The 25,417-nt window shown below is 71.8% G+C and carries 19 protein-coding genes; 4 read left to right on the plus strand and 15 right to left on the minus strand.

Going from position 1 to position 25,417, the window contains the following annotated elements; translation table 11 throughout:
• Positions 1-214 precede the first annotated feature (214 nt).
• A complete protein-coding gene (locus ACIOJD_RS10560; protein WP_401910722.1) occupies positions 215-1,768 on the plus strand; it encodes a regulator in 1,554 nt (517 codons plus the stop codon).
• 379 nt (positions 1,769-2,147) lie between these two features.
• On the opposite strand, the gene ACIOJD_RS10565 is transcribed toward ACIOJD_RS10560, so the two are convergent.
• Positions 2,148-3,539 carry an NAD(P)/FAD-dependent oxidoreductase gene (locus tag ACIOJD_RS10565; RefSeq protein ID WP_401910725.1) on the minus strand — a complete coding sequence of 464 codons (1,392 nt, stop codon included), beginning with the start codon at positions 3,537-3,539 and terminating at the stop codon, positions 2,148-2,150.
• Between the two features lie 493 nt (positions 3,540-4,032).
• Positions 4,033-4,926: a TIGR01777 family oxidoreductase gene (locus tag ACIOJD_RS10570; protein ID WP_401910727.1), complete on the minus strand. Its 894-nt coding sequence runs from the start codon at positions 4,924-4,926 to the stop codon at positions 4,033-4,035.
• A 35-nt stretch (positions 4,927-4,961) separates the two neighbouring features.
• Here ACIOJD_RS10570 and ACIOJD_RS10575 point away from each other — a divergent pair, with 35 nt between their 5' ends.
• Complete coding sequence (locus ACIOJD_RS10575) at positions 4,962-5,459, plus strand: GNAT family N-acetyltransferase (RefSeq protein ID WP_401910730.1); 498 nt, start codon at positions 4,962-4,964, stop codon at positions 5,457-5,459.
• Between the two features lie 25 nt (positions 5,460-5,484).
• Here the strand turns inward: ACIOJD_RS10575 and ACIOJD_RS10580 are convergent, their stop codons facing one another.
• Both ACIOJD_RS10580 and ACIOJD_RS10585 read right to left on the minus strand, forming a co-directional pair.
• Positions 5,485-6,006: a DUF4240 domain-containing protein gene (locus tag ACIOJD_RS10580; protein ID WP_401911720.1), complete on the minus strand. Its 522-nt coding sequence runs from the start codon at positions 6,004-6,006 to the stop codon at positions 5,485-5,487.
• Between the two features lie 86 nt (positions 6,007-6,092).
• Positions 6,093-6,959: a winged helix-turn-helix domain-containing protein gene (locus ACIOJD_RS10585; RefSeq protein WP_401910733.1), complete on the minus strand. Its 867-nt coding sequence runs from the start codon at positions 6,957-6,959 to the stop codon at positions 6,093-6,095.
• A gap of 264 nt (positions 6,960-7,223) precedes the next feature.
• Here ACIOJD_RS10585 and ACIOJD_RS10590 point away from each other — a divergent pair, with 264 nt between their 5' ends.
• Positions 7,224-7,448: a hypothetical protein gene (locus ACIOJD_RS10590; protein WP_401910735.1), complete on the plus strand. Its 225-nt coding sequence runs from the start codon at positions 7,224-7,226 to the stop codon at positions 7,446-7,448.
• Positions 7,449-7,496: 48 nt separating this feature from the next.
• On the opposite strand, the gene ACIOJD_RS10595 is transcribed toward ACIOJD_RS10590, so the two are convergent.
• The 8 genes from ACIOJD_RS10595 to ACIOJD_RS10630 form a co-directional block, all read right to left on the minus strand.
• Positions 7,497-8,456, minus strand: a complete 960-nt coding sequence (locus ACIOJD_RS10595) for a winged helix-turn-helix domain-containing protein (protein WP_401910737.1) — start codon at positions 8,454-8,456, stop codon at positions 7,497-7,499.
• A gap of 121 nt (positions 8,457-8,577) precedes the next feature.
• Complete coding sequence (locus ACIOJD_RS10600; RefSeq protein ID WP_401910740.1) at positions 8,578-9,543, minus strand: helix-turn-helix transcriptional regulator; 966 nt, start codon at positions 9,541-9,543, stop codon at positions 8,578-8,580.
• 96 nt (positions 9,544-9,639) lie between these two features.
• Entirely contained in the window at positions 9,640-12,312 is a 2,673-nt protein-coding gene (gene aceE, locus ACIOJD_RS10605; RefSeq protein ID WP_401910742.1) for a pyruvate dehydrogenase (acetyl-transferring), homodimeric type, read from the minus strand.
• A gap of 216 nt (positions 12,313-12,528) precedes the next feature.
• Positions 12,529-13,152, minus strand: a complete 624-nt coding sequence (locus tag ACIOJD_RS10610; RefSeq protein WP_401910745.1) for a GntR family transcriptional regulator — start codon at positions 13,150-13,152, stop codon at positions 12,529-12,531.
• A gap of 124 nt (positions 13,153-13,276) precedes the next feature.
• On the minus strand, positions 13,277-15,049 hold the full coding sequence (gene sucB, locus ACIOJD_RS10615; RefSeq protein WP_401910747.1) for a 2-oxoglutarate dehydrogenase, E2 component, dihydrolipoamide succinyltransferase: 1,773 nt from the start codon (positions 15,047-15,049) through the stop codon (positions 13,277-13,279).
• A gap of 54 nt (positions 15,050-15,103) precedes the next feature.
• Positions 15,104-16,492, minus strand: a complete 1,389-nt coding sequence (gene lpdA, locus ACIOJD_RS10620) for a dihydrolipoyl dehydrogenase (RefSeq protein ID WP_401910749.1) — start codon at positions 16,490-16,492, stop codon at positions 15,104-15,106.
• Positions 16,493-16,998: 506 nt separating this feature from the next.
• Positions 16,999-18,531, minus strand: a complete 1,533-nt coding sequence (locus tag ACIOJD_RS10625) for a leucyl aminopeptidase (RefSeq protein ID WP_401910752.1) — start codon at positions 18,529-18,531, stop codon at positions 16,999-17,001.
• Positions 18,532-18,736: 205 nt separating this feature from the next.
• A complete protein-coding gene (locus ACIOJD_RS10630) occupies positions 18,737-19,546 on the minus strand; it encodes an adenosylcobinamide-GDP ribazoletransferase (protein ID WP_401910755.1) in 810 nt (269 codons plus the stop codon).
• 94 nt (positions 19,547-19,640) lie between these two features.
• On the opposite strand from ACIOJD_RS10630, the gene ACIOJD_RS10635 reads away from it, so the two are divergent.
• Positions 19,641-20,393, plus strand: coding sequence for a hypothetical protein (locus ACIOJD_RS10635; RefSeq protein ID WP_401910758.1), 753 nt, complete (start codon positions 19,641-19,643; stop codon positions 20,391-20,393).
• Positions 20,394-20,418: 25 nt separating this feature from the next.
• Here ACIOJD_RS10635 and ACIOJD_RS10640 read toward each other — a convergent pair whose 3' ends face one another.
• The 3 genes from ACIOJD_RS10640 to ACIOJD_RS10650 all read right to left on the minus strand — a co-directional run bounded on the left by ACIOJD_RS10640 (position 20,419) and on the right by ACIOJD_RS10650 (position 25,395).
• Positions 20,419-22,188, minus strand: a complete 1,770-nt coding sequence (locus tag ACIOJD_RS10640) for a phosphatidylglycerol lysyltransferase domain-containing protein (protein WP_401910759.1) — start codon at positions 22,186-22,188, stop codon at positions 20,419-20,421.
• 101 nt (positions 22,189-22,289) lie between these two features.
• Positions 22,290-23,411, minus strand: coding sequence for a nicotinate-nucleotide--dimethylbenzimidazole phosphoribosyltransferase (cobT, locus tag ACIOJD_RS10645; RefSeq protein WP_401910761.1), 1,122 nt, complete (start codon positions 23,409-23,411; stop codon positions 22,290-22,292).
• 673 nt (positions 23,412-24,084) lie between these two features.
• Positions 24,085-25,395 (minus strand): bifunctional adenosylcobinamide kinase/adenosylcobinamide-phosphate guanylyltransferase, encoded by a 1,311-nt coding sequence (locus ACIOJD_RS10650; RefSeq protein WP_401910763.1) that lies wholly within the window; start codon positions 25,393-25,395, stop codon positions 24,085-24,087.
• Positions 25,396-25,417 lie beyond the last annotated feature (22 nt).

Below are 25,417 nucleotides of genomic sequence, written 5' to 3' on the forward strand. Positions count from 1 at the left end.
GGTGCTCCGGGGCCCACTCCGGGAAGGCCCGGAGACGAGCCTCGAAGCAGGCCTCGAAGCGGGCCCGGACCAGCGTGGTCATCGACGCTGTCGATCCTCACACGAACGGATGAATATGGGGCGAAGGTGGTGGTCACGCCGTTCCCGGCCGCTAAATTCACGCCGTTCCATGTGGGCTGCTCTCGGGCCCGGAAGGCAGGAGACCGTACAGCTGATGTCGGAACGACCTCCGCAGCGCATCCCCAACCGCCAGCTCGCCGCACTCATCTCGGAAGCCGGATTTTCCCACGCGGGCCTCGCCCGCCGGGTGGATCAACTCGGCCTCGAACACGGCCTCGACCTGCGGTACGACAAGACATCGGTGACGCGCTGGCTGCGCGGACAGCAGCCCCGCGGCACCACACCCGCACTGATCGCGGAGGTCTTCACCCGCAGGCTCGGCCGCCGCCTGTCCGCGCAGGACCTGGGCCTGGACGCCTGTGCGCCCGTCTATGCGGGGCTCGAATTCGCGTCCACCCCCGAGGAAGCCGTCGACATCGTCGGCGGACTGTGGCGCAAGGACTCCGGCAGCCACACCGAACTGCGCAAGATCGCGTTCACCCCGGCGGGCCTCGTCGTCCCCAGCCGCGACTGGCTGATCGGACGCCCCGACGAGCGGGTCGGCCACCCCGGCCTCTTCCCGCAGAACGGCACCCGCCAGCCCGTCCCCGTATCCACCGTCGTCCCGGTTCCCGTCCAGGCACGGACCGGCGTGCCGCAGCGGCCCGGTGGGATGCCGGGGCGGCCCGCCGCGCCGCTGCGTTCCGGCACCCCGGTCAGACCGCCCGGCAACGTCCCCCGGCAGCGCACCGAACGCGCGGCCGGCCAGAAGGTGACCGAGGGAGACATCGCAGCCCTGCGCTCGGTCAGCGACCTGTTCGGCACCCTGGACCAGGCCTACGGCGGCGGCCACGCGCGCCAGGCCCTCGTCCGCTACCTGGAACACGAGGCCGAGCCCATGCTGCGCGGTCTGTACGGGGAGACCACCGGGCGCAGGCTCTTCGCCGCGGCGGCCGATCTGACCCGGCTGGCGGGCTGGACCTCGTACGACATCGCGGCCCACGGCCTTGCCCAGCGCTACTTCGTCCAGGCCCTGCGCCTCTCCCAGGCGGCCGGGGACCGCGCCTACGGCTCGTATGTCCTGACCACCATGAGCCGCCAGGCCGTCTATCTCGGCCACGGCCGGGAAGCGGTCCAGCTGGCACGCGTCGCCCAGCAGGGCATCGGCGCCTCGGCACCCCCGGTCGTCCAGGCCCTGCTGCACGCCGCCGAGGCGCGCGGGCACGGAGTGCTCGGCGAGGTACGGGCGTGCACCGCCTCGCTCGTCCGGTCGGAACGCGCGCTGGAGACCGTACGGCCCGGCGACGACGTACCGCACTGGGCCCGCTTCTTCGACGAGGCCCAGCTCGCGGACGAATTCGGGCATTGCCACCGGGACTTGCAGCAGTACCGCGCGGCCGTGCAGCACGCGGAGCGCTCCCTCCAACTGCGCGCGCCCCAGTACGCGCGCAGCCGGCTCTTCTGCCGGGTGGTCCTCGCGTGCGCCCGGCTGGGCCTCGGCGAGCTGGACCAGGCGTGCCTGCTGGGCGCGGAGGCGGCCCAGCAGGCCACCGAGATGCGGTCGGCGCGGGCGGTGGAGTACGTACGGGACTTCGAGCGGCGCCTGGAGCCGTACCGGGACGCGGCGGCGGTACGGAACTATCGCGACCGGGTGTCGGCGCTGGGCTGAGAGGGGCGTGGACGGGCGCCGGGGCACGGTTGCCGAGGGCTGGTTGCCGAGGCCCAGCCGGGCGCGGGCGAGGCCGGTCGGCGAGGGCCGGGTGTCGTGCGACGGCCGTCGTGCGACGGCCGTGTGACCCGGTCGGCCGGGAGCCGTCGCGAGCCGTTGGAAGCCGGTCCCGCCCGGGTGGTCGACGCCGGACGGGACCGGAGCTTGTGGGCGCGTCGTGCGCGGCGCGCCCTGTGTCGCGTGGTCTGCGTTGTGTGCCGTGTGCCGTGTGCCGTGTGCCGTGTGCCGTGTGCCGTGTGCCGTGTGCCGTGTGCCGTGTGCCGTGTGCCGACGCGTGGCGCGTGGCGTGCTGCGCGTGTTCTGTGTCGCGTGCCGCGCGTCACGCCACCGCGGGCAGCGGCGTCGCGCCGTACGCGGGCTGTACGCCCAGGTCGCGCAGGACCGCGTGGGCGGCTCGGCGGCCGGAGAACAGCGCTCCCTGGACGGTGTTCGTGTCGCGATGGTCGCCGCACACGTACAGACCGGACAGCAGCCGGACCGGGCGGCGCAGATCGTGCGGGGGCGGCATGGCGGGCACCGCCTCCGGGTTGTGGTGGACGGCCAGCAACTCCCAGTCGTCGGTCGGCGTCCCGTACAGCCGCGCCAGATGCGCACGGACCGTACGGTCCAGCTCGGCGGCCGGGGGAGGCGTGCCGAGTACCGTCGACGAGATCAGCGTCCGGCCCTCCGGTGCGCGCGACGGGTCGACCGCGCTCATCACCGCGGTGTGCGCCACCGGTCCGCTCCGGTCGGCGTCCAGCAGCAGCGCCGGATCGGTCAACGGGGCGACCGGAGCCGTGTGGTGCAGAACCGTCACGGCATGGAACTCCGGCACCCGCAGCCCTGGCAGTAACTCGGCCGCGGCCGACGCCCCGGTCGCCAGCACGAGCGAGCGGCAGGCGATCTCGCCGTGCTCCTTCGTGGTGACGTAGTTGATCGACGTGTCCGTGACATGGACATCCGTACGGACGACGCCCGCCGGCAGCGTCCGCGCCAGCGACTCGGGCAGTGCGGAGGCGCCGCCCGCGGTGACACACAGCCGGCCCCGGGCGAACGCGCGCAACGCGAGGTCGGCACAGCGGCTGGACGTGCCGAGATCCGGGTCGCAGAGCAGCGCGGACAGCAACGGGCGTATGAAGCCGCTGACGGTACGGGACGGCAGCCCGCGGGCGGACAGGGCCTCCAGCGCGGTGAGTTCGGGACGCGACATCAGGCGCGGTATCGGCGTCGCCGCGAGGCGGCCGAGTGCCGCGCCCAGCCGGGCCTGATCGACCGCACCGCCGAGCTGAGGACGGGGGGCGCTCGCCAGGGCGCGTGCCGCGGTCAGTGCGCTCCGTGCGCTCCCCACGGCACCGGTCCTGAGCGCATTCCGCGAACTCCGCGTGTTCCGTGCGCCGCCGACCGCGCCGGAACGGTAACTCCGGCCGTCGCTGTGCACGAGCACGCCCGGCGAGAACATCCGCAGAGCGGCACCCTCCAGGCCCGGCGTACGGAGCAGCTCCGGATACGAGGTGGTGAGCAACTGCCCGCCCCGGTCGAGCAGGAAGCCGTCCACCTTGTCGGTGGCCATGCGTCCCCCCACGTAAGGGGCGGCCTCCAGGACGCTGACTGTTACACCTGCGCTGGTGAGATGGTGAGCCGCCGCGAGACCTGCGATACCGGCTCCGATGATGACGACGTCCGCGTCCTGTGCGGTGTCCTGTGCGGTCGTACGGTGTGCGCTGCTGAGCACGTGCCCCTCCCCGAGGTCGGCGCGGCTGGGTGGGGGCTGATGCCCGCATCAGGCCCCTGGAATGAGCGGGTTCTGGTCGAGAGTAGGGAGGGGAGGGGGGTGTCGCGGACGCGCGTGGGAGGGGTCACCGATGCATGGGGGCGGGCGGGTGTGCGCCTTGGTGTGGCGGGGCGGTGTCGCCGTCCGGCGGGGGTGTGGTTGCGGGTACGGGGGCGGGTGCGGTGTGTGCCGTGGGTGGCGCGGGGGCCGGCGTCTCCGGAGGCGCATGTCCGGACTGCATGATTTACGCCGCGTGCGGGTTTGTTTGTTGGGTGCGAGCCGGTGTGCGGCACACATCACGCTTTACGTCCGGACACGTCACCTCCTGCGACGCCGTCCCCCCTCCCGTCGGCTCCTCCTCTGCGGGCCGCCTTCTGTTTCTGCCTGCGCCTCTGGGGTTGGGGCGCCCCGACGCTCTGGTCGGGTCGTCCGGAGGCGAACCGAGCCCCAAAAATCACGCCGCGCGGATCGCCTCTTCGATCGTGGGGAACGCGAACGTGAAGCCCGTTTCCAGGAGTTGTGTCGGCAGGACCCGTTGGCTGCCCAGGACGTCCTGCGACAGGCCGCCCAGTACCGTGCGCAGTGCCGCCGCCGGGACCGGGAACGGGGTCGGGCGGTGCAGGACGCGGCCCATCGCGGCGGTGACCTCGCGGTTGGTGACGGGAGTGGGGGCGGTGAGGTTCACCGGGCCTTCCACGGATTCCGTGTCGATCAGGTGCCGCAGTGCCGCCACCTCGTCGTGCAGCGCGATGAAGCTCCAGTACTGGCGGCCCGTGCCCAGCCGGCCGCCCAGGCCCGCGCGGAAGAGCGGGAAGAGCCGGCCCCAGGCGCCGCCCTGGCGGGAGACCACGAGGCCGGTGCGCGCGAACACCGTGCGTACGCCCTCTTCTTCGGCCGCCGAGGCCGACTCCTCCCAGTCCACGCAGAGCGACGGGAGGAAGCCGTCTCCCGGCGGCGCGCTCTCGTCCACGGCCCGGTCCCCGGTGTCGCCGTAGAAGCCGATGGCGGAACCGCAGACGAGCACCCGGGGCGGGGTGTGGAGGGAGGCGACGGCCTCCGCGATCGCGGCCGTGCCGAGGATCCTGCTCTCCCGGATCTCCCGCTTGTACGCCTCGGTCCAGCGCTGGTCGGCGATTCCCGCTCCGGCGAGGTGGACGACGGCCTCGCAGCCGTGCAGGCCGCGTGCGTCGACGTACTGCCGTACGGGGTCCCACTCGACTTCGTCGGCCGACCGGGAGGTGCGCCGTACCACGCGCACCACCTCGTGGCCGTCCGTGCGCAGGGAGTGGACGAGAGCCGAACCGATGAGCCCGGTGGAGCCGGTGACAGCGATCTTCATGGTTCTCATCCTGCCCCTGGAAACCCGCGTGGCACAGTTGCGCCATGTCCGAACCACAGATCCGCCCGGCCGCCCGGTCGGACGACGCGGCCCTGGCCGAGCTGGAGCGGCAGACCTGGTCGCCGCTGCACGCCGTGACGCCGAGGCCGGAGCCGCCCTTCGGGCCGTTCTTCGACTCGCTGCACCGGCCCGAGGACTTCCTGGTCGCCGAGGACGCCGAGGACCGGATTGTCGGGTACATCCGCGTGGCGCGGCCCACGCCGCTCGCCAGCAACGCGCATGTACGGCAGATACAGGGGCTCGCGGTCCACGAACCGGCTCGCGGACGGGGTGTGGGGCGCGCCCTGTTGCGCGCGGGGGCGCTGCACGCGCGCAACCAGGGAGCGTTGCGGCTGACGCTGCGGGTGCTGGGGCACAACGTCCCGGCGCGCAGGCTCTACGAGGCCGAGGGCTATGCCGTCGAAGGGATCCTGCCGAGGGAGTTCTATCTGGACGGCGAGTTCGTCGACGACGTCTTCATGGGGCGCTCGTTGACCGATTGAGACCAGGGGGATCCGGCCCGCGCGCTCACTCGCGTCCGAAGCGCTCCCAGAGCCGGGGGAACCGCTCCGCCAGCGCCGCGTCGCTCTCGAAGTCCAGTGGGGTGCCCTCCGGCTCGGCCGGCTGCGCCGCGATCCCCAGATCGGGCGCCACGACCCCGGTCAGCTGCTCGTACGCCTCGTCCGCCGCGTACCCCAGCTCCTCGCCGTCCCCGTCGAGATCCTCGTCGAACTCGTCCAGCAGTTCGGCCAGGCTGTCCGGGTCGTGGATTCCGCCCTCGAAGATCTCCCGGCCCTGGCCGATGAGCCAGCAGCGGAAGTAGTCGAAGGCGTCGTCGCTCGCCCCGCTGAGCAGGACGGTGGCCGCGCCCCACAGATCCCAGTTGTAGGCGCGGTTGTAGCGGGCCTCGAAGTGCCGCGCGAAGTCCAGCACGGAGTCCGGGTCGAGCGTCAGCAGCCGCTCGACCAGAAGATCGGCATGGTCGTCGGGGTCACCTTCGGCGCCCTCGCGGGTGCTGTCGATGATCTCCCAGAACTCCGTCTCGTCCATCACGGGTCCAGCATCGACCTTGGCGGGGGGCCTTGCACGTGGTGGGGCTGTTGAAATCCGGGTGATTTCGTGGAGTGTCCGCCGGCTCACCCCTGGTCCGCGAGCGTCAGCGGCAGCGCGACCTGGTCCCAGCGCGACTCGAACCAGCGCCTGACCTGCTCGAACCGCGCCCGCTCCAGCGCGCTGGCGCTCTCGGCGGCCAGCGAGGACGCGAACAGGTCGCCGCTGCGCAGTTCCAGCACATCGAGTGAGGCGCCGTCCGGGTTGTTCTGCATCTGGCCGCGCTCCAGCCAGTAGTAGCCGGTCAGCATCTCCGTGCCGTTGATCAGATAACGCTTCTCGCCGGGGATCGTCGGCAGCCCCCGGATGGCCACCGAGACGTGCTCGACCAGCCCGCGCTCGGCCAGCAGGGTCAGCGAGTGCTCCAGCGCCCCCGCGTACGTACGGATGACATGCCGCAGCCTCTGTAGCGGCCGGGGGTCCGCCGGGTCGTCGACGTGACGTGGGTACGGGTGGGAGGTCACCAGGTCGGGCAGCAGGACCCGTACGGTGATCGACTCCGGTGGGCGCCGACGGCCCTCCATGATGGCCTCGGCCTGGTTCTGGACCGCCTTGCTGAGCTGCTCGGTGGTCAGTGACCAGACGTCGAGCGTGACATGCCGGGCGGCGAAGGCCCGGGTGATGTGGTGTGCCAATGGCTGGAGGTTGGTCGTCCGATTGGCAACCCGGGCGGCCCGGCCGGGCGCCCCTGCCTCCAGAAGCCCCTCCTCGCGCAGCATCTGCTGGGCGCTCTGGATGGTGCCCCGCCCCACTCCGTAGCGCCGCTGGAGCTGGTGCTGCTTGGGCAGCGCGTCCCCCGCAGACCACCGACCCTCCAGGATCTGACTGCGTAGATCGTCCGCGACGGAACGGTACCGGGGGAGTTCCTCGCCCCCTCCCTGATCACTGGGCATCACATCGCCGAGGCTACAACTCCCGTTCCCCGTAGGACAGGGAGCTGCAACTACCGGTCAAGTCGCCCCGTTGGCCGGTGACATGACCGGACGGGCGGTCATGCTGCCCGTGCTGCACCACAATGGCTGCCATTGCCGGTGGGTATGAGGATGAGAACCGATACCCGACCATTTGGCTTTCTCTCCGCAGCATTTATCTGCCAACGGGGTGCCAACCGCAGGGTGTCCCGCCCGGTAGGGCCGAAACTGAATCGGAGAGATGCCATGGGGGCACTGACACGTACGGAACTGCTCATCGAACTGCTCGCTCAGCTGCCGCGGTTGGCGGCGGCCGTCGGGCCCGAGGGAACGCTGGGCGTGCTGCTCTGCGTCCTGCTCGTCCGGGCGGCGCGGGCGGCGCGGGTGGCACGGGACGACGGGGACCTGACCGTCAATCTGCTGTGCGCGGCATCGGTGCTGCTGGTGCTGCTGCTCGTCGCCTCGGGCTGAGAAGCCTCCGCCGCGCGCCGATTCGTCTTGCCGACAGGCCCGGGAGGCTCAGAAGGAGTCCCACGGCTCCGCGATGGTGTCCCACAGCGAGTCGAACCACTTCTGGGTCTGGTCGACATAGGCGGCCGTGACATGGTCGTCGTCGACCGCGGTGTGCCGGAAGAGCATGCCCTCGACACCGAGCATGTCGTAGATCTCGATCGGGTCGTCCCGGTCGAGGTCCACCCGGCGGGACTGCACCTGGTAGTGGCCCGCCAGCACCTCCTCGCCGTTGAGGATGTAGACCTTCTGGGTCGGTGTGATCGACACCCGTCTGGCCTCGACCGTGACCTCGGGGACCAGGCCGCGGACCTTGAGCATGCGCAGCGAGTGCCTTAGCGAGCCGTAGATATGACCGGTGGTCTCCCCGAGCCGCTCGCGCGGCCGGGTGTTCGCCGGTTCCCCGACGACCTGGGGGAGCGCCAGCGGGCCGTCGGTGTCCGGCAGGAGAATGCGTACGGTGATCCGCTCGGGACTGCGTACGCCGGCGGTGCCGAGGGCGACCAGCGGACCCGCGAGGGCCGAGGCGAGGGTCTCGCCGTTCAGGCAGTACGCGTCGATGGTCACCCGGCGCCGCCGGAAGCACTGGGCGACACGCTCGCCCAGGAACACCCCGGCCGGGCGCGGCGGATGGCGTCGCGGCGCGGGTACGTCACCGGTGTCGGCGGAGGAACGGAGGGGAAGCGGGGCGGGCGCGGTCCTGGCGACCGTCGGGGGCGTGCCCTGCTGGGCCCGTTTGATCAGGCCCTCCCGCTCCAGGATCTCCAGTGCCCGGCGGACGGCGCCGCGCGGGACGCCGTAGCGCTCGCTCAGCTCCGCCTGCGTCGGGATCCGCTCGCCGACGGGCAGCTCCCCCAGGGAGATGTGGTGACGCAGCGCGTCCGCGACCACATCCCGCGGGCGCTGGTGTCCCTCGGTCATGTCCCGCGGGTGCTCGTGTCCGTCGGTCATGGCGCTGTCTCCAGGCACAGCCGCACTCTACAACAGCCTGCCAATGAAGGAGAGTTGTCGGAAGAGGGCTCTTTGCCCCCTGCCAAGTCCCTGCCATTGGCGCGCGGTCGGGGGCCGGAGGCCGGGGAGGGGCCGGGGCTCACCCGTACAGCGCACGCATCGCCTCCGCCGCCTGGGCGAACCGGCTTCGCAGCGTGGCCGGTTCCAGGATCTCCACCTCCGCGCCCAGCCCGAGCAGTTGGGAGTACGCGACCTCCTCCGACTCCACCGGCAGCGTGACCGTCAGCCGGCCCTCCCCGTCCGCCGGGCCCGCCGCCTCGATCGCCTCGTGTGCCGCCGCGCGGTCCACCACGTACGGCAGTCGGCCGGCGCCGTCGGGCGAGAGCCGCAGCACGGTCTGCGTACTCAGCAGCGAGCGCGTGAACTCCGCGGCCCGCTCCTCCCAGAAGCCGGGCAGATCGAAGGACTCGTCACGGGAAAAACGTTTCTTCAACGGCTCCGCCGCGGCGAACCGGTCGATCCGGTAGACCCGGAACGTCTCCTCGGCGCGAGCGCACAGATACCAGACACCCGCCTTGAGCACGAGACCGTACGGAGCCAGCTCCCGCTCCACCTCCGCGTCCTTGCGCCGGTAGTGCGCGCGCAGCAGCTGGTCGCCCCAGACCGCCTCGGCGATGACGGGCAGCAACTCGGGCGTCTCGGGCTCCTGGTACCAGCCCGGCGCGTCGAGATGGAAACGCTGCGCCGCCGTGTCCGACGCGTCCCGCAGCGACGGCAGCAGCGCCGCCGACACCTTCAGCCGGGCGGCGGAGGACACGTCGTCCAGGCCCATCTCGCGCAGCGCGCCCGGCACACCGGAGAGGAACAGCGCCTCGGCCTCACCGCGCGCGAGCCCGGTCAGCCGGGTGCGGTAGCCGCCGACCAGCCGGTAACCGCCCGTCCTGCCCCGGTCCGCGTACACCGGGATACCGGCCTCGGAGAGCGCCTGGGCGTCCCGGGTGATGGTCCGCTCCGAGACCTCCAGCTCCCTGGCCAGCTCACCGGCGGTCATGGACGGCCTGGACTGGAGCAGGAGCACCATCTTGATCAGCCGGGCAGCGCGCATGCCTCCATGATGCAGGGGAGCCCCCGCCACATCGTGACAGGGGCTCCCGAAAGCGGTTGCCGGATGACCACCCGAGGGCGGCCGGACACGGCCGAATCAGAGGCCGTAGCGTTCCCGCGCCTCGACGATCCGCTCCGGCTTGACCTCGCCCCGGCGGGCCAGCTGCGCCAGCGCCGCGACCACGATCGACCGCGCGTCGACACCGAAATGACGGCGGGCCGCCTCACGGGTGTCGGAGAGGCCGAAGCCGTCTGTGCCGAGCGAGGTGTAGTCCTGCTCGACCCACTGGCTGATCTGGTCCGGGACCTGGCGCATCCAGTCGCTCACCGCGAGGACCGGGCCCGGTGCGCCGGCCAGCGCGCGGGTCACGTACGGCACCCGCTCCTCGCCGTGCAGCAGCGCCTCGTCGGCCGCCAGCGCGTCCCGGCGCAGCTCGCCCCAGGAGGTGGCGGACCAGACGTCGGCCGTGACTCCCCAGTCGGCGGCGAGCAGCTCCTGGGCCTCCAGGGCCCAGTGGATCGCCGTACCGGACGCCAGCAGCTGGGTGCGGGGGGCGTCGGCGGCCGCCGGGGTGCCCTCCTTGAAGCGGTACAGACCCTTGACGATGCCCTCCTCGACGCCCTCGGGCATCGCGGGCTGCGGCATCGGCTCGTTGTAGACCGTCAGGTAGTAGAAGACGTTCTCGGCGTCGGGGCCGTACATCCGGCGCAGACCGTCCTTGACGATCACCGCGACCTCGTAGGCGAAGGCCGGGTCGTAGTTGAGCGAGGCCGGGTTGGTGGCCGCGATCAGGTGCGAATGGCCGTCCGCGTGCTGGAGTCCCTCGCCCGTCAGGGTCGTACGGCCGGCGGTGGCGCCGACGATGAAGCCCTTGCCGAGCTGGTCGGCGAGCTGCCACATCTGGTCGCCCGTGCGCTGCCAGCCGAACATCGAGTAGAAGATGTAGAACGGGATCATCGTCTCGCCGTGCGTCGAGTACGACGTCGCGGCGGCGATGAAGTCGGCCATCGAACCGGCCTCGGTGATCCCCTCGTTGAGGATCTGGCCGTCCTTGGCTTCCTTGTAGTACATGATCTGGTCGCGGTCGACCGGCTCGTACGTCTGGCCCATCGGCGAGTAGATGCCGGCCGACGGGAACAGCGCCTCCATACCGAAGGTGCGCGCCTCGTCCGGGACGATCGGGACCCAGCGCTTGCCGGTCTCCTTGTCCCGCATCAGGTCCTTCATCAGCCGGACGAACGCCATGGTGGTCGCCACGGACTGCTTGCCCGAACCCTTGTAGACCGACTGGAACGCCTTCTCGGACGGCTCGGGCAGCGGCGCGACGGGGTGCACCCGACGGGCCGGGGCGGGACCGCCCAGCTCCGCGCGCCGCTCCTGGAGGTAGCGGACCTCGGGGGAGTCGGCGCCGGGGTGCCCGTACGGTACGAGGCTGTCGTCCAGCTCCGAGTCCGGGATGGGGAGTTCCAGCAGGTCCCGCATGGTGCGGAACTGGTCGCCCGAGAGCTTCTTCATCTGGTGGTTGGCGTTGCGCGACTCGAAGCCGGAACCGAGCGTGTAGCCCTTCACGGTCTGCGCCAGGATCACGGTCGGCGCGCCCTCGTGGGCCACCGCCGCGCGGTAGGCCGCGTACACCTTGCGGGCCTCGTGGCCGCCGCGCGAGGTGAAGAAACACTCGGCGATCTTCGCGTCGGGCAGCAGCTTCGCCAGCTCGACGAGGGCCGGCTCGGCGCCGAAGAAGTGCTCACGGATATAGGCGACGTCGCGGGTCGCGTACGTCTGGAACTGCGCGTCCGGGACCTGGCGCAGCCGGCGTACCAGCGCGCCCGTGGTGTCCAGGGCGAACAGCTCGTCCCAGGCGGAGCCCCACAGCGACTTGATGACATTCCAGCCGGCGCCGCGGAACTGGGCTTCCAGCTCCTGCACGATCTTGAAGTTCGCGCGGACCGGGCCGTCGAGGCGCTGGAGGTTGCAGTTGATGACGAAGGTCAGGTTGTCCAGCTGCTCACGGGAGGCGAGGGCGAGGGCGGCCGTCGACTCGGGCTCGTCCATCTCGCCGTCACCGAGGAACGCCCACACGTGCGAGGCGGAGGTGTCCTTGATGCCGCGGTTGGTCAGGTAGCGGTTGAAGCGCGCCTGGTAGATCGCGGAGAGCGGGCCGAGACCCATCGAGACGGTGGGGAACTCCCAGAGCCAGGGCAGCCGCCGCGGGTGCGGGTACGAGGGCAGGCCCTTGCCGCCCGCCTCCTGGCGGAAGTTGTCCAGGTCCTGCTCGCTCAGCCGTCCGTCGAGGAAGGCGCGGGCGTAGATGCCGGGGGAGGCGTGGCCCTGGATGTAGAGCTGGTCGCCGGAGCCGTCCCCCTCCTTGCCGCGGAAGAAGTGGTTGAAGCCCGTCTCGTACAGCCAGGCGGCCGAGGCGAAGGTGGCGATGTGGCCGCCGACGCCGAAGCGGGAGCCACGGGTGACCATCGCGGCCGCGTTCCAGCGGTTCCAGCCGGCGATCCGGGATTCCATCGCCTCGTCGCCGTCGAAGGCGGGCTCGGCGGCGGTGGGGATGGTGTTGACGTAGTCGCTCTCCAGCAGCTCGGGCACCGGGACCCCGGCCGTTCCCGCGTGCTGGAGGGTGCGCCGCATCAGGTACGCGGCACGGTGCGATCCTGCGTGCTCGGTGACGGCGTCGAGCGAGGCCGCCCATTCGGCGGTCTCCTCGGTATCACGGTCCGGGAGCTGGTCGAGCTCGCTCGGGAGTTTGCCTACGGGGTCAGTCATGGACGCCGCCTTCCGGACAGGAGGGGGGTGGAGAAAAGCCTTGTCTGGCAGGACAGGGCGAAGGGCTGGATGCAGCCCGTCATTGACTCTAAGTTGCTGATCGATGATCGATCAAAGGGTTGAAGGGTAAAACTTCCCGATACGGAGAAAGTTGGCATTCCGTGCCGCGGGAGAGGGCACCGAGTGACGGTGAGTAATCCTGACAGAAAGGGTGAATCAGGCGCGCGGCGCGCATCCGAGCACATGGTCCTTCACCAGTGAACCAATGCCGGGATCTCTCCGCCGGAAGGCTTCGACCAGCTCCTGGTGTTCTTCGGCGTACGACTTCTGCACGGTGCCGAGCCAGCGGATCGACAGCGCGGTGAAGACCTCGATGCCCAGCCCCTCCCAGGTGTGCAGCAACACGCTGTTACCGGCCGCTCGCACCAGCTCCCGGTGGAAACCCACGGTGTGCCGCACCTGCGCCGTACCGTCGGCCCGGCGGTCCGCCTCGTACAGCGCCGTCACATGCGGCTCCAGCGCCGAGCAGTCCACCGCGAGGCGCCCGGCGGCCAGTTCCGCGGCGATCTGCTCAAGACCCGCCCGTACCGGATAGCTCTCCTCCAGGTCGGCCGCGGTCAGATTCCGTACCCGTACGCCCTTGTTGGGCGCCGACTCGATCAGCCGCAGACTCTCCAGCTCACGCAGCGCCTCACGCACGGGCGTCTGGCTGACCTGGAGTTCGGTCGCGATCCGCCGCTCCACGATCCGCTCGCCGGGCTTCCAGCGACCGCTGACGATCCCCTCCACGATGTGCTCGCGGATCTGTTCGCGCAGCGAGTGGATGACGGGCTGGCTCATGAAACGCTCCTGGGGCAGCGGTCGATGGATGAACGATACGGCGGCGGACCATACGACGGTGCCCCCGTCCGGAGGGATCCGGACGGGGGCACCGTTGCCTTGTGGGGCCGAAGCCCTGGAAGCCTTACAGGCCGAGTTCGACCTCGAACTCGCCGGCTTCCAGGATCGCCTTGACCGCGGTCAGGTAGCGGGCGGCGTCGGCGCCGTCCACCAGACGGTGGTCGTAGGAGAGCGCGACGTACGTCATGTCGCGCACCGCGATGGTCTCGCCCAGGTCCGGGTGGTTGATGACCACCGGGCGCCTGACGGTGGCACCGATGCCCAGGATGGCGACCTGGTTCGGCGGCACGATGATCGTGTCGAACAGCGCCCCGCGCGAACCGGTGTTGCTGATCGTGAAGGTCGCGCCGGCCAGGTCGTCCGGGGTGATCTTGCCGGCGCGCACCGCGCCCGCGAGCTCCGCGGTCTTCTTGGAGATACCGGCGATGTTCAGGTCGCCCGCACCCTTGATGACCGGGGTCATCAGGCCCTTCTCCGAGTCCACCGCGATACCGATGTTCTCCGAGTCGAAGTACGAGATCGTGCCCTCGTCCTCGTTGATCCGGGCGTTGATGACCGGGTGGGCCTTCAGCGCCTGGGCCGCGGCCTTCACGAAGAACGGCATCGGGGACAGCTTGACGCCCTCACGGGCGGCGAACGAGTCCTTCGCCTGCGCGCGCAGACGCATCAGCTTGGTGATGTCCACCTCGACCACGGAGGTCAGCTGAGCCTGCGTGTGCAGCGCCTTCATCATGTTGTCGCCGATGACCTTGCGCATGCGGGTCATCTTGACGGTCTGACCGCGCAGCGGGGACGCCTCCAGCTTCGGCGCCTTCGCCGCGGGGGCGGCAGCGGCGGCCGGAGCCGGAGCGGCGGCCTTGGCGGCCTCCGCGGCGGCGGTGACGTCCTGCTTACGGATACGGCCGCCGACGCCGGTGCCCTTCACGGAGCCCAGGTCGACACCGTTCTCGGCGGCGAGCTTGCGGACCAGCGGCGTGACGTACGCACCGTCGTCACCGGCGGTCGCGGCGGGAGCCGGGGCCGGGGCGGCGGGCTGGACCGGAGCCGGAGCCGGAGCCGGAGCGGCAGCCGCGGGTGCGGCCTGGACCGGCGCGGGGGCCGGTGCCGGAGCGGCAGGCGCGGGAGCCGGAGCCGGGGCGGGAGCCGGAGCCGGTGCCTCGGCCTTCGGGGCCTCCTGCGCCGGGGCGGGCGCGGGAGCGGCCGGAGCCGCGGCGGGGGCCGGAGCGGCACCCGCGGCACCGATGACGCCGAGCTTGGCGCCGACCTCGGCGGTCTCGTCCTCGCCCACCACGATCTCCAGCAGCACACCGGCGGCCGGAGCGGGGATCTCGGTGTCGACCTTGTCGGTGGAGACCTCGAGCAGCGGCTCGTCCTCCTCGACCGAGTCGCCGATCTCCTTCAGCCAGCGGGTGACGGTGCCCTCGGTGACCGACTCGCCCAGCGCGGGCAGCGTGACGTCGGTACCGGAGGCGCCACCGGCCGGGGCGGCGGCGGGCTCGGGCGCGGGGGCCGGGGCCTCCGCCTTCGGGGCCTCCTGCGCCGGGGCCGGCGCAGGAGCCGCCTCGGCGGCGGGCGCCGGTTCGGCAGCGGGCGCGCCCGTGCCGTCGTCGATGATGGCCAGCTCGGCGCCGACCTCCACCGTCTCGTCCTCGGCGACCTTGATGGACGCCAGTACGCCGGCGGCCGGAGCGGGGATCTCGGTGTCGACCTTGTCGGTGGAGACCTCGAGCAACGGCTCGTCGGCCTCGACGCGCTCGCCCTCGGCCTTCAGCCAGCGGGTGACAGTGCCCTCGGTGACGCTCTCGCCGAGCGCCGGCAGGGTTACGGAAACCGCCATGGTTTCAGGTGCTCCTATCGAATGTGCGGTAGTGGTCGTCGAGCCCGGACTGGATCAGTCGTGGGAGTGGAGGGGCTTGCCGGCCAGGGCCAGGTGGGCCTCGCCGAGCGCCTCGTTCTGGGTCGGGTGCGCGTGGATGAGCTGCGCGACCTCGGCCGGCAGAGCCTCCCAGTTGTAGACCAGCTGAGCCTCGCCGACCTGCTCGCCCATACGGTCACCGACCATGTGGACGCCGACGACGGCGCCGTCCTTGACCTGCACGAGCTTGATCTCGCCCGTGGTCTTGAGGATCTTGCTCTTGCCGTTGCCCGCGAGGTTGTACTTCAGGGCGACGACCTTGTCCGCACCGTAGATCTCCTTGGCCTTGGCCTCGGTGATGCCGACGGAGGCGACCTCGGGGTGGCAGTACGTGACGCGCGGCACACCGTCGTAGTCGATCGGGACGGTCTTCAGACCGGCCAGCCGCTCGGCCACCAGGATGCCCTCGGCGAAGCCGACGTGCGCGAGCTGGAGGGTCGGGACGAGGTCACCGACCGCCGAGATCGTCTCCACGTTGGTACGCATGTACTCGTCCACGACGACATAGCCGCGGTCGATCGCGACGCCCTGCTCCTCGTAGCCGAGCCCCTGTGAGACCGGGCCGCGGCCGATCGCGACCAGCAGCACCTCCGCCTCGAAGGTCTTGCCGTCGGCCAGCGTCACACGGACGCCGTCCTGCGTGTACTCGGCCTTCTCGAAGAACGTGCCGAGGTTGAACTTGATGCCGCGCTTGCGGAAAGCGCGCTCCAGCAGCTTGGAGCTGTTCTCGTCCTCGACGGGCACGAGGTGCTTGAGGCCCTCGACGACCGTGACCTCGGAGCCGAAGGACTTCCAGGCCGAGGCGAACTCGACGCCGATGACGCCGCCGCCCAGGATGATCGCGGACTTCGGGACGCGGTTCAGCGTCAGCGCGTGGTCCGAGGAGATGATGCGGTCGCCGTCGATCTCCAGGCCCGGCAGCGACTTCGGCACGGAGCCGGTCGCGAGGAGGACGTGGCGGCCCTGGACACGCTGGCCGTTCACATCGACGGAGGTGGGGGAGGAGAGCCGTCCCTCGCCCTCGATGTACGTCACCTTGCGGGAGGCGACAAGACCCTGAAGGCCCTTGTACAGACCCGAGACGACGTCGTCCTTGTACTTGTGCACACCCGCGATGTCGATGCCCTCGAAGGTGGCCTTGACACCGAACTGGTCGGCCTCGCGTGCCTGGTCGGCGATCTCGCCGGCGTGCAGCAGGGCCTTCGTGGGAATGCAGCCGTTGTGCAGGCAGGTGCCGCCGAGCTTGTTCTTCTCGATCAGGGCGACGTCCAGGCCCAGCTGCGCTCCGCGCAGCGCCGCGGCATAACCGCCGCTACCGCCGCCGAGAATCACTAGGTCGAAAACGGTGCTGGCGTCGTTCGCCACGTCACGTCCTCCATGCATGTGCGCCGAGCGCGGTCTCCGATGACCGGGCGGCGGCTGGTATTCGGCCGCTTGTCTTCGGCCCTGTGGTGGGGGCCCTGTCCTGCCGGTAACCCATCTTTGCACGGTGCGTGCCGCCTGCGGGCGGGGGGCCGTGGTTGGTCTTGGCTGATCCGGGCGGCCGGCGCGGGTTCCCCGCCCGGTGGGACGGTGGCCGCGGAGGGGCGCTGGTGCGGCCGGGTATATCGCGTTCGGGTCGCCCCCGGGCGCCGTTCCGGGGGTGCGTCCGATTTACGACACCGCACGCCCCGGCTCCCGGGGGCCGGCCGGAGGTGTGCCGCAAATCACGCTCCAGATCCCGGCCGGCTCCCCGTACAGCGCCCTGCGGGCGAACCACCGGCACCCCCGGCCCCCGCGCACACAACGGCGCAACCGCAACCGCAACCGCAACGCAACGCGCCACGCCTCGCCGGACGGCGCACCGCACCCCGGCCCGCCCCCCGACGCGGCTACCCCAGGTCGCCCGAAGCCGTACGCTCCGCCAGCCTCACCAGCGTCCGCACCGAAGACCCCGTACCGCCCTTGGGGGTGTAGCCGTACGGCGCCCCCTCGTGGAACGCCGGCCCCGCGATGTCCAGGTGGGCCCATGTGATGCCCTCGCCGACGAACTCCTTCAGGAAGAGCCCGGCGACCAGCCCGCCGCCCATCCGCTCGCCCATGTTGGCGATGTCGGCCGTGGGGGAGTCCATGCCCTTGCGCAGGTCGGCGGGGAGCGGCATCGGCCAGGACGCCTCGCCGACCTCCTCCGCGATCTCGTGGATGGACGTACGGAACGCGTCGTCGTTCGCCATGATCCCGAACGTACGGTTGCCCAGCGCCAGCATCATCGCGCCGGTCAGGGTCGCCACGTCCACGATCGCGTCCGGGTTCTCCTCCGAGGCGCGGGTCAGCGCGTCGGCCAGGACGAGGCGGCCCTCGGCGTCGGTGTTGAGGACCTCGACGGTCTTGCCGCTGTACATGCGCAGGACGTCACCCGGGCGGGTGGCCGAGCCGGACGGCATGTTCTCGGCGAGGGCCAGCCAGCCGGTGACGTTGACGCGCAGGCCGAGGCGCGCGGCGGTGACGACGGCGGCGAACACCGCGGCGGCGCCGCTCATGTCGCACTTCATGGTCTCGTTGTGACCGGCGGGCTTCAGCGAGATGCCGCCCGAGTCGTACGTGATGCCCTTGCCGACGAGCGCGAGCGTCTTCTTCGCGTCGGGGTGGGTGTAGGCGAGCTTCACCAGCCGCGGCGGGTTCTCGGAGCCCTTGCCGACGCCGAGGATGCCGCCGTAGCCGCCCTTGGCGAGCGCCGTCTCGTCGAGGACCTGCACCTTGATGCCGTGGTCCTTGCCGGCGGCGGTGGCCACGGCGGCGAAGGCCTCGGGGGTGAGGTCGTTCGGCGGGGTGTTGACCAGGTCGCGGGCGCGGTTGAGTTCCTCGGTCAGCGCGATCGCGCGCTCGGCCGCGGCCTTGTGGGCCTTGTCGCGCGGCTTGGTGCCGAGAAGCGCGATCTCGGCGAGCGGCTGCTTCGGGCCCCGGTCGCCGCGCTGGGCGTTCTTCTCGCCGCCCTGGTAGACGGTGAACGCGTACGCGCCGAGCAGGGCGCCCTCGGCGACGGCGGCGATGCCCTCGGGCGTCTCCACGGGCAGCGCGAACGCGGCCTTCTTGACGCCCGGGAGGGAGCGCGCGGCGACACCGGCGGCGCGGCGCAGCGCCTCGGAGCCGTACGTCTCGCCCTTGCCCGGGGCCGAGCCGAGTCCGACCGCGAGGACGACCGGGGTCTTCAGGCCGGAGGGTGCGGGGAGCTTGGTCACCTCGCCCTCGCCACCGACGGCGCCGAGGGTCTCCAGTACGGTGCCGAGCTTGCCGTCGAACGCCTGGTCAACGGCTTCGGCGCCCGGCGCCACGACCGGCCCCTTGGCGCCCTTGGCGACGCCGACGACGATCACGTCGGCGCGCAGCTTCGCCACACCGGCAGTGCTGAGAGTGAGAGCAGTCACGGTGGTGAAATCTCGCTTCCGTTGAGTTCCTGGGCGGTCGAGGGGTGGACCGACCGTGCCCGCCGCATCGTCATTCGGCCCGAAACGCGGCGAGAATGAGCCTACGCTCAGTGATGTACGTCGCTCACAGGGGCAGCGGCCCACTCGTGCGTACGTACGTGACCCGCCCGTACGCCCTGGTGACACGCCCTGGTGAAGAGGAGGATCAGCCCAGCGTCAGCGCGACCAGCGCGACGGTCACGGCCGTCTCCGCGAGGCCGCCGAAGACATCCCCGGTGACACCGCCGAAGCGCCGTACGCAGTGGCGCAGCAGCGCCTGGGCGGCGCCCAGGCCGGCCAGGACCGCCAGCGCGTGGTGTGCGGCGCCCACGGTCCCGAAGCCCGCGCCCGCCGCCGCACAGGCCGCCGTGACGGACAGGCCGGTGACCACGGCCGCCCGTACGGGGACCGCGCCCGCGACCGCCGCTCCCAGCCCGTCGGGCCGGGCCGGAGGCACGCCCGTACGGCAGGCGAGGGTGAGTGCGAGCCGGGCCGTGACTCCGGCCAGGACGACGGCCACCGCGCCGTGCGGCCAGCTCTCCCCGTACAGCTCGGCCACCGCCGCGACCTGGGCCAGCAGCACCAGCAGCAGCGTGATCACCCCGAACGGTCCGATGTCCGACTGCTTCATGATCCGCAGCGCGTCCTCGGCCGGTTTGCCGCTGCCGAGTCCGTCCGCCGTGTCCGCGAGGCCGTCCAGGTGCAGGCCGCGGGTGAGCACGGCGGGGACGGCGACCGAGGCCACGGCGGCGAGGAGCGGCGCGGCTCCGGCGAGGAGCAGCAGAGAGCCGAGGGCCGCGGCGCCCAGACCCACGACGAGTCCGGCGGCCGGGGCGCAGAGCATGCCCGTACGGGCGGCCGGGCGGTCCCAGCGCGTCACACGGACCGGGAGCACGGTGAGGGTGCCGAAGGCGAAACGTACGCCGTCGGCCACCGGGGCGCGTCCGTTCGCGGGTATGCCGTCTGGGGAGGTCATCGCGCGAAGGCTAGCCCGGACGGCGCCGACAGAGAGAAACCGAAGGGGGCTAAATTTCCCATATCGCTTTATATGGGACAGGGAAGTAGGCGGCATGGGGCACTGGTTCAGCCGGAACATCGTCGATCCCGGCAAGCTCCCCACGCTGCTCGCCCTCGCCTCCTTCGTGCTGACCTTCGGGCTGACCCGTACGGTCACCCGCCTCATCCGGGCCGGGAAGGGTCCGTTCCGGAACATCTCGACGGGCGGTACGCACATCCACCATGTGGTCCCGGGGGTCGTCCTGACCGTGATCGGCGGCTTCGGCGCGGTCGGCAGTGGCCGGCACGGCGTCACGGCCTCGGTCTGCGCGGTGATCTTCGGGCTCGGCGCCGGCCTCGTACTCGACGAGTTCGCGCTGATCCTGCATCTCCACGACGTCTACTGGAGCGAACAGGGCCGCCAGAGCGTGGAGGTCGTGGTCCTGGCCGCCGCGCTGGCACTGCTGGTGCTCAGCGGGTTCTCGCCGCTCGACGTCAAATCCCTGACGCCGGAGCAGGAACAGGACCGCGGTTCGGCGATCGCGACGCTCCTGTTCAACTTTCTCTTCGTGCTCGTCACGCTCTTCAAGGGAAAGCCGCGCCTCGCGCTGATCGGCACACTGGTGCCCTTCGTGGCGCTCATCGCCGCGATCCGGCTGGCCAAGCCGGATTCGCCGTGGGCCCGGCGCTTCTACCCGGAGCGCCCCAAGGCGCGGGCGAGGTCCGCCCTGCGCGCCTCTCGCCGGGACGTCCGCTGGGCGGGCCCGCGCCGCCGGATCCAGGACTGGATCGGCGGCACACCGGACGACGAACGCCCGCGCTCCTGACGGCCGTTCGCCACCCGGTAACCCCTCACGCCTGCGGCCTCCGGGGCTCCAGCCGCCCCCGGCGCAGCCGGCCGGGCAGCCCAGGAGCCGTCAGAAAACCCTCGGCACGGCCCGCCGCGAGACCGATGCGCAGCAGGTCGGCGCTCTTCTCGAAGAGCAGGAAGCGGGGCTCCCAGACCGGCCGGTACTTGGCGTTGGCACGGTAGAGCGACTCGATCTGCCACCAGCGGGAGAAGAAACTCAGAAGCGAACGCCACAGCCGCAGAACGGGCCCCGCGCCGAGTTTCCCGCCGCGTTCGAAGACCGACCGGAACAGCGCGAAGTTGAGCGAGACCTGAGCGATGCCGATCTCCCCGGCGCGTTGGAGGAGCGCGATCACCATGAACTCCATCAGGCCGTTCTCGCTCGCCCGGTCGCGGCGCATCAGATCGAGCGAGAGCCCCTTGGGCCCCCACGGCACAAAGCTCAGCACAGCCCTCAACTCGCCTGCCGCGTCCTGGCATTCGACCATGACGCAGCGGCCGTCGCCCGGATCGCCGAGCCGCCCCAGCGCCATCGAGAAGCCGCGCTCGGTCGCACCGTCGCGCCAGTCGTCGGCGCGGCGCAGCAGTGCGGCCATCTCGTCGGCGGGGATGTCCTCGTGGCGCCGGACACGGACCCGGTAACCGGCCCGCGCGACCCGGTTGTACGCCTGCCGTACGGTCCGCATCGCGCGCCCGTCCAGGGTGAAGCCGACGGTCTCCACGATCGCCTCGTCGCCCAGCTCCAGCGCGTCCAGCCCCTGCCGGGCGTAGATCGTGCCGGCCTCCTCGCCCGCCCCCATGACGGCCGGGATCCAGCCGTGCTCGCGCGCCTGTGCCAGCCAGGGCCCGATCGCCCCCGGCCAGGCCTCCGGATCGCCGATCGGATCGCCGGAGGCCAGCGAGACCCCGCCGACGACCCGGTAGGTGACGGCGGCCTTCCCCGTCGGCGACCACATGACGCTCTTCTCCCGGCGCAGCGCGAAGTAGCCCAGCGAGTCACGCTCGCCGTACCGGTCGAGGAGGACCCGCAGCCTCTCCTCGTCCCCCTCCGTGAGCGGATCCACGGCACGGCGCGACCGGAACGCCGCGTACAGCACGGCGAGCAGCAACAGCGTGGACAGCACGTTGACGGCCACATCGGCCCAGTGCGGGGGCGCGATCCCGGGGAAGCGGGCTCCCTCGGCGGTCAGCGAAACCAGCCGCATCGTGCCGTAACGCCAGCGCTCGGTGAAGGCCGAGCCGCCGGGCGCGGTGTTGGTGACGGTGACGAGCAGCGCCGCGAGCAACGAGGCGACCAGCAGCCCCCCGGCCGCCACGGCCGCGGCCAGCTTCGGGTTGGCGGGGTCACCCTTCGCGTAGAACTCCCGCCGCCCCAGCAGCAGCGCGCACACGAACAGGGCCGTGAGGACCAGCGAGGCCCAGTTCTGCGGATACCGCCTGATCTCCGGAAAGGTCATCACCAAGGCGAACAGCAGCAGGAAGAGCCCGGCGAGGACGAGATTGAGAATCCAGGCGGCCCGCTTGCGCCGGCGCATGGTGATCGCCAGGAAGAGCGTGAAGGCGCCGGACGCGAAGCCCGCGGTGAGCAGGTACGGGGTGAAGTAGTTGTCGATGTTGTGCCGACGCAGATCCTGGCCGAAGGAGACCCAGACGGCACTCAGGAAGTTGATGAACGTGACGGCGCGCAGATACCAGACGGCGAAGGCCGCACTACGGCGCGAGCGGTCGGTACCACGGCTCGCACGAGCGACAGCCAAACGGGCTTCTCCCATAAAAAGGGATCATATGGTGCGCAAAGCTCCATGTTCGCCTGGCCATGACCACGCACACGCCGCCCACCCCCGGGCGGACGGCGCCGCGCCTCGAAAACGGACTAAACGCTCTTGCCCACCGTCTCCTCGGCCTCCACCGGCTCCTCCACGGCCGCCGCTCCCCCGACCTCCTCCGGCTCCGGACGCTCCGGCAGCTCCGCCGCGAGGGCCGCCGCGGCCTGGACGAGTGGCAGCGCGAGCAGTGCCCCGGCACCCTCGCCGACGGTGACCCCCTGGTCCAGCAGCGGGTTGAGTGCCATCCGGTCCAGCGCCTTCGCCTGCGCCGGCTCCCCGCTCAACTGGCCCGCCAGCCACCAGTCGGGAGCCCGGAACGCCGCCCGCTGGCCCACCAGCGCGCAGGCAGCCGACACCACACCGTCCAGGATCACGGGCATCCGCCGCACCGCGCTCTGGAGCAGGAAGCCGGTCATCGCTGCCATGTCCGCGCCGCCCACCGCCGCCAGCAGCTCCAACTGGTCCCCGAGCACCGGCCGCGCCCGCCGCAACGCGTCCCGTACGGTCGCGCACTTACGCATCCACGCCAGGTCATCGATGCCGACGCCACCGCGCCCGGTCACCACGGACGCGTCCGTGCCGCACAACGCGGCGATCAGCGTGGCCGCGGAGGTGGTGCCGCCGACGCTCAGATCGCCGAGCACGACCAGATCCGTGCCGGAGTCCGCCTCCTCGTCGGCGATCGCCATCCCGAGCCGTACGGCCCGCTCGGCCTCCTCGGCGGTCAGCGCGTCCTCGATGTCGATACGCCCGCTGCCGCGCCGCACCCGGTGGCGTACGACCTCGTCGGGCAGCGACTCCGGGTCGCAGTCGAGACCGGCGTCCACGATCCGCACCGACACCTCAGCCCGGCGGGCCAGCACGGCGACGGGGCTCGCGCCCTCCAGCACGGCCCGGACCAGCTGATGCGCGCTGCCTGCCGGCCGCCCCGAGACATCGAGCGCGGCCACTCCGTGATCACCGGCGAACAGCACCACACGCGGTTGTCGGAGCGCCTTGACCGGTACGGAGCCCTGCGCGGCGGAGAGCCATTCGCCCAGCTCATCGAGGCGCCCGAGGGCCCCGGGCCGCACGGTCAGCCGCTCCCGGCGTTCCTCGGCATCACGCCGCGTACCGCTGTCGGGGCGCTCGATCAGATCGGAGAAGTCATCGAGATTAAGCGAGCTCATCCGCAGACACTAACTTCCCGGAGGCACCGCTTTCCCGACGGGAGCGAGATCGACCCGCGGACGAGGAACCGACGGGAGGGGGACGGGGTCGCAGGAGGCGACGTGTCCGGACGTAAAGCGTGATTTGTGGCGTACGGCAACCCGCACCGCTGCCCACCGGCCCGCACACGCCGTAAATCATGCAGTCCGGACATGCGCCTCCGGAGCCCCCGGCCCCCGCGCACACAACAGCGCAACCGCACCCGCAACCGCAACGCACCGTGCCACGCCCCGTCGGTCGGCGACACCGCCCCCGCAACCGCAACGCACCGTGCCACGCCCCGTCGGTCGGCGACACCGCAACCGCAACGCACCGTGCCACGTCCCGCCGGTCGGCGACAGCGCACCCGCAACCGCAACGCACCGTGCCACGTCCCGCCGGTCGGCGACACCGCACCCGCAACCGCAACGCACCGTGCCACGTCCCGCCGGTCGGCGACACCGCACCCGCAACCGCAACGCACCGTGCCACGCCCCGCCGGTCGGCGACAGCGCACCCGCAACCGCAACGCACCGTGCCACGCCCCGCCGGTCGGCGACACCGCACCCGCAACCGCAACGCACCGTGCCACGCCCCGCCGGTCGGCGACACCGCACCCGGCCGGACGCTGACACCGCACCCCGCCGGACGGCGTTACCGCAGCGTCACCGCCTGCCCCGCCACCACCAGCAGCACCCGCTCGCACTCCGCCGCCACCGCCGAGTTCAGCCGCCCCAGCTCATCCCGGAACCGCCGTCCCGACGCCGTCGCCGGTACCACCCCCGACCCCACTTCGTTCGTCACGGCGACCACCGTGCGCCGCGTGCCCCGTACCGCCTCGGCCAGCTCCGACATCCGCTCCCGCAACGCCTTTTCGCCGCCCCCCGCCCACGCCGCGTCGTCCCAGGCGTTCACCCGGTCCATCGCGTCCGTCAGCCACAGCGACAGGCAGTCGATCAGCAGCGGCGGCCCCTCCTCCGCGAGCAGGGGCACGAGGTCGCAGGTCTCGGCGGTACGCCAGGAGCCGGGCCGGCGGTCGCGGTGAGTGCGGACCCGGGCGTCCCACTCCGGGTCGCCCTCGCGCGTGCCGCCGGTCGCCACGTACAGCACACCGGGGAACGCCTCCAGCCGCCGCTCCGCCTCCCAGGACTTGCCCGAGCGCGCCCCGCCCGTCACCAGCGTGCGCCGGGGCACGTCCGGTACGGGGTGATAGGCGCCGACCGTCAGCGTCGTGCCGTCGGGAACGGCCCGTGCGCCCGCCGCCGCGAGCCGGCGGTCCAGTTCGGCGCCGGGCGGCACATCGTGGTCGAGGTGTACGGCGACGATATCGGTGGAGACGCCGATCGCCCCCGCCGCCCGCAGTCGCGCGATCGCGTCGGGCCGTCCGGTGACATCCGCGGCCACCATGTCGTACGGAGCCGGCGCCGGAGAGGCGAGCGCGGTGGACGGGACCGACGAGCCGGACGCGGTCGTCCGGCCGTTGGCGGCGGGCACCCCCGAGGGCTTCCCGGCGGAGCCTCCGGCGGGCGCGAACACCCCCACGGAGACCCCCGCCGGGGCGCCCCCCGGCGGCAGGTAGAGCAGCCGCTCACCCCCAGGCGCCGTCACCTCGTATCCCGTCCCCGGCGCGTCCATCGACACCGCCCGCACCCGGTGCCCGCTGAGCAGCGTCAGTACCCGCCCGTCCGCCACCCGCCCCGCCGGGGGCAGCCCCGCCGGGAGTTCCACCGCGGGCCCGTCGTGCGGATGGGTGAGCAGCACCTGCCGTACGCCCGCGAGCGTGTGCCCCGCACGCGCCGCGGCGAGCGCGGCCCCGGGCGTCAGGTCCAGCAGCAGTACGCCGTCGACCAGCAGTGAGGTCGCGGCGCGGGCCTGGTCGCCGCGAGCGCCGGCGCAGGCGGCGCAGGGGCAGTGGGGGCGGGGGAGTCCGGAGGGGGCTCCGGTGCCGAGCAGAGTCAGTTCCACGGGGATGATCCTCCCGCGCCGC

It is taken from the genome of Streptomyces sp. NPDC088116 (assembly GCF_044741745.1).
Classification (GTDB): domain Bacteria; phylum Actinomycetota; class Actinomycetes; order Streptomycetales; family Streptomycetaceae; genus Streptomyces.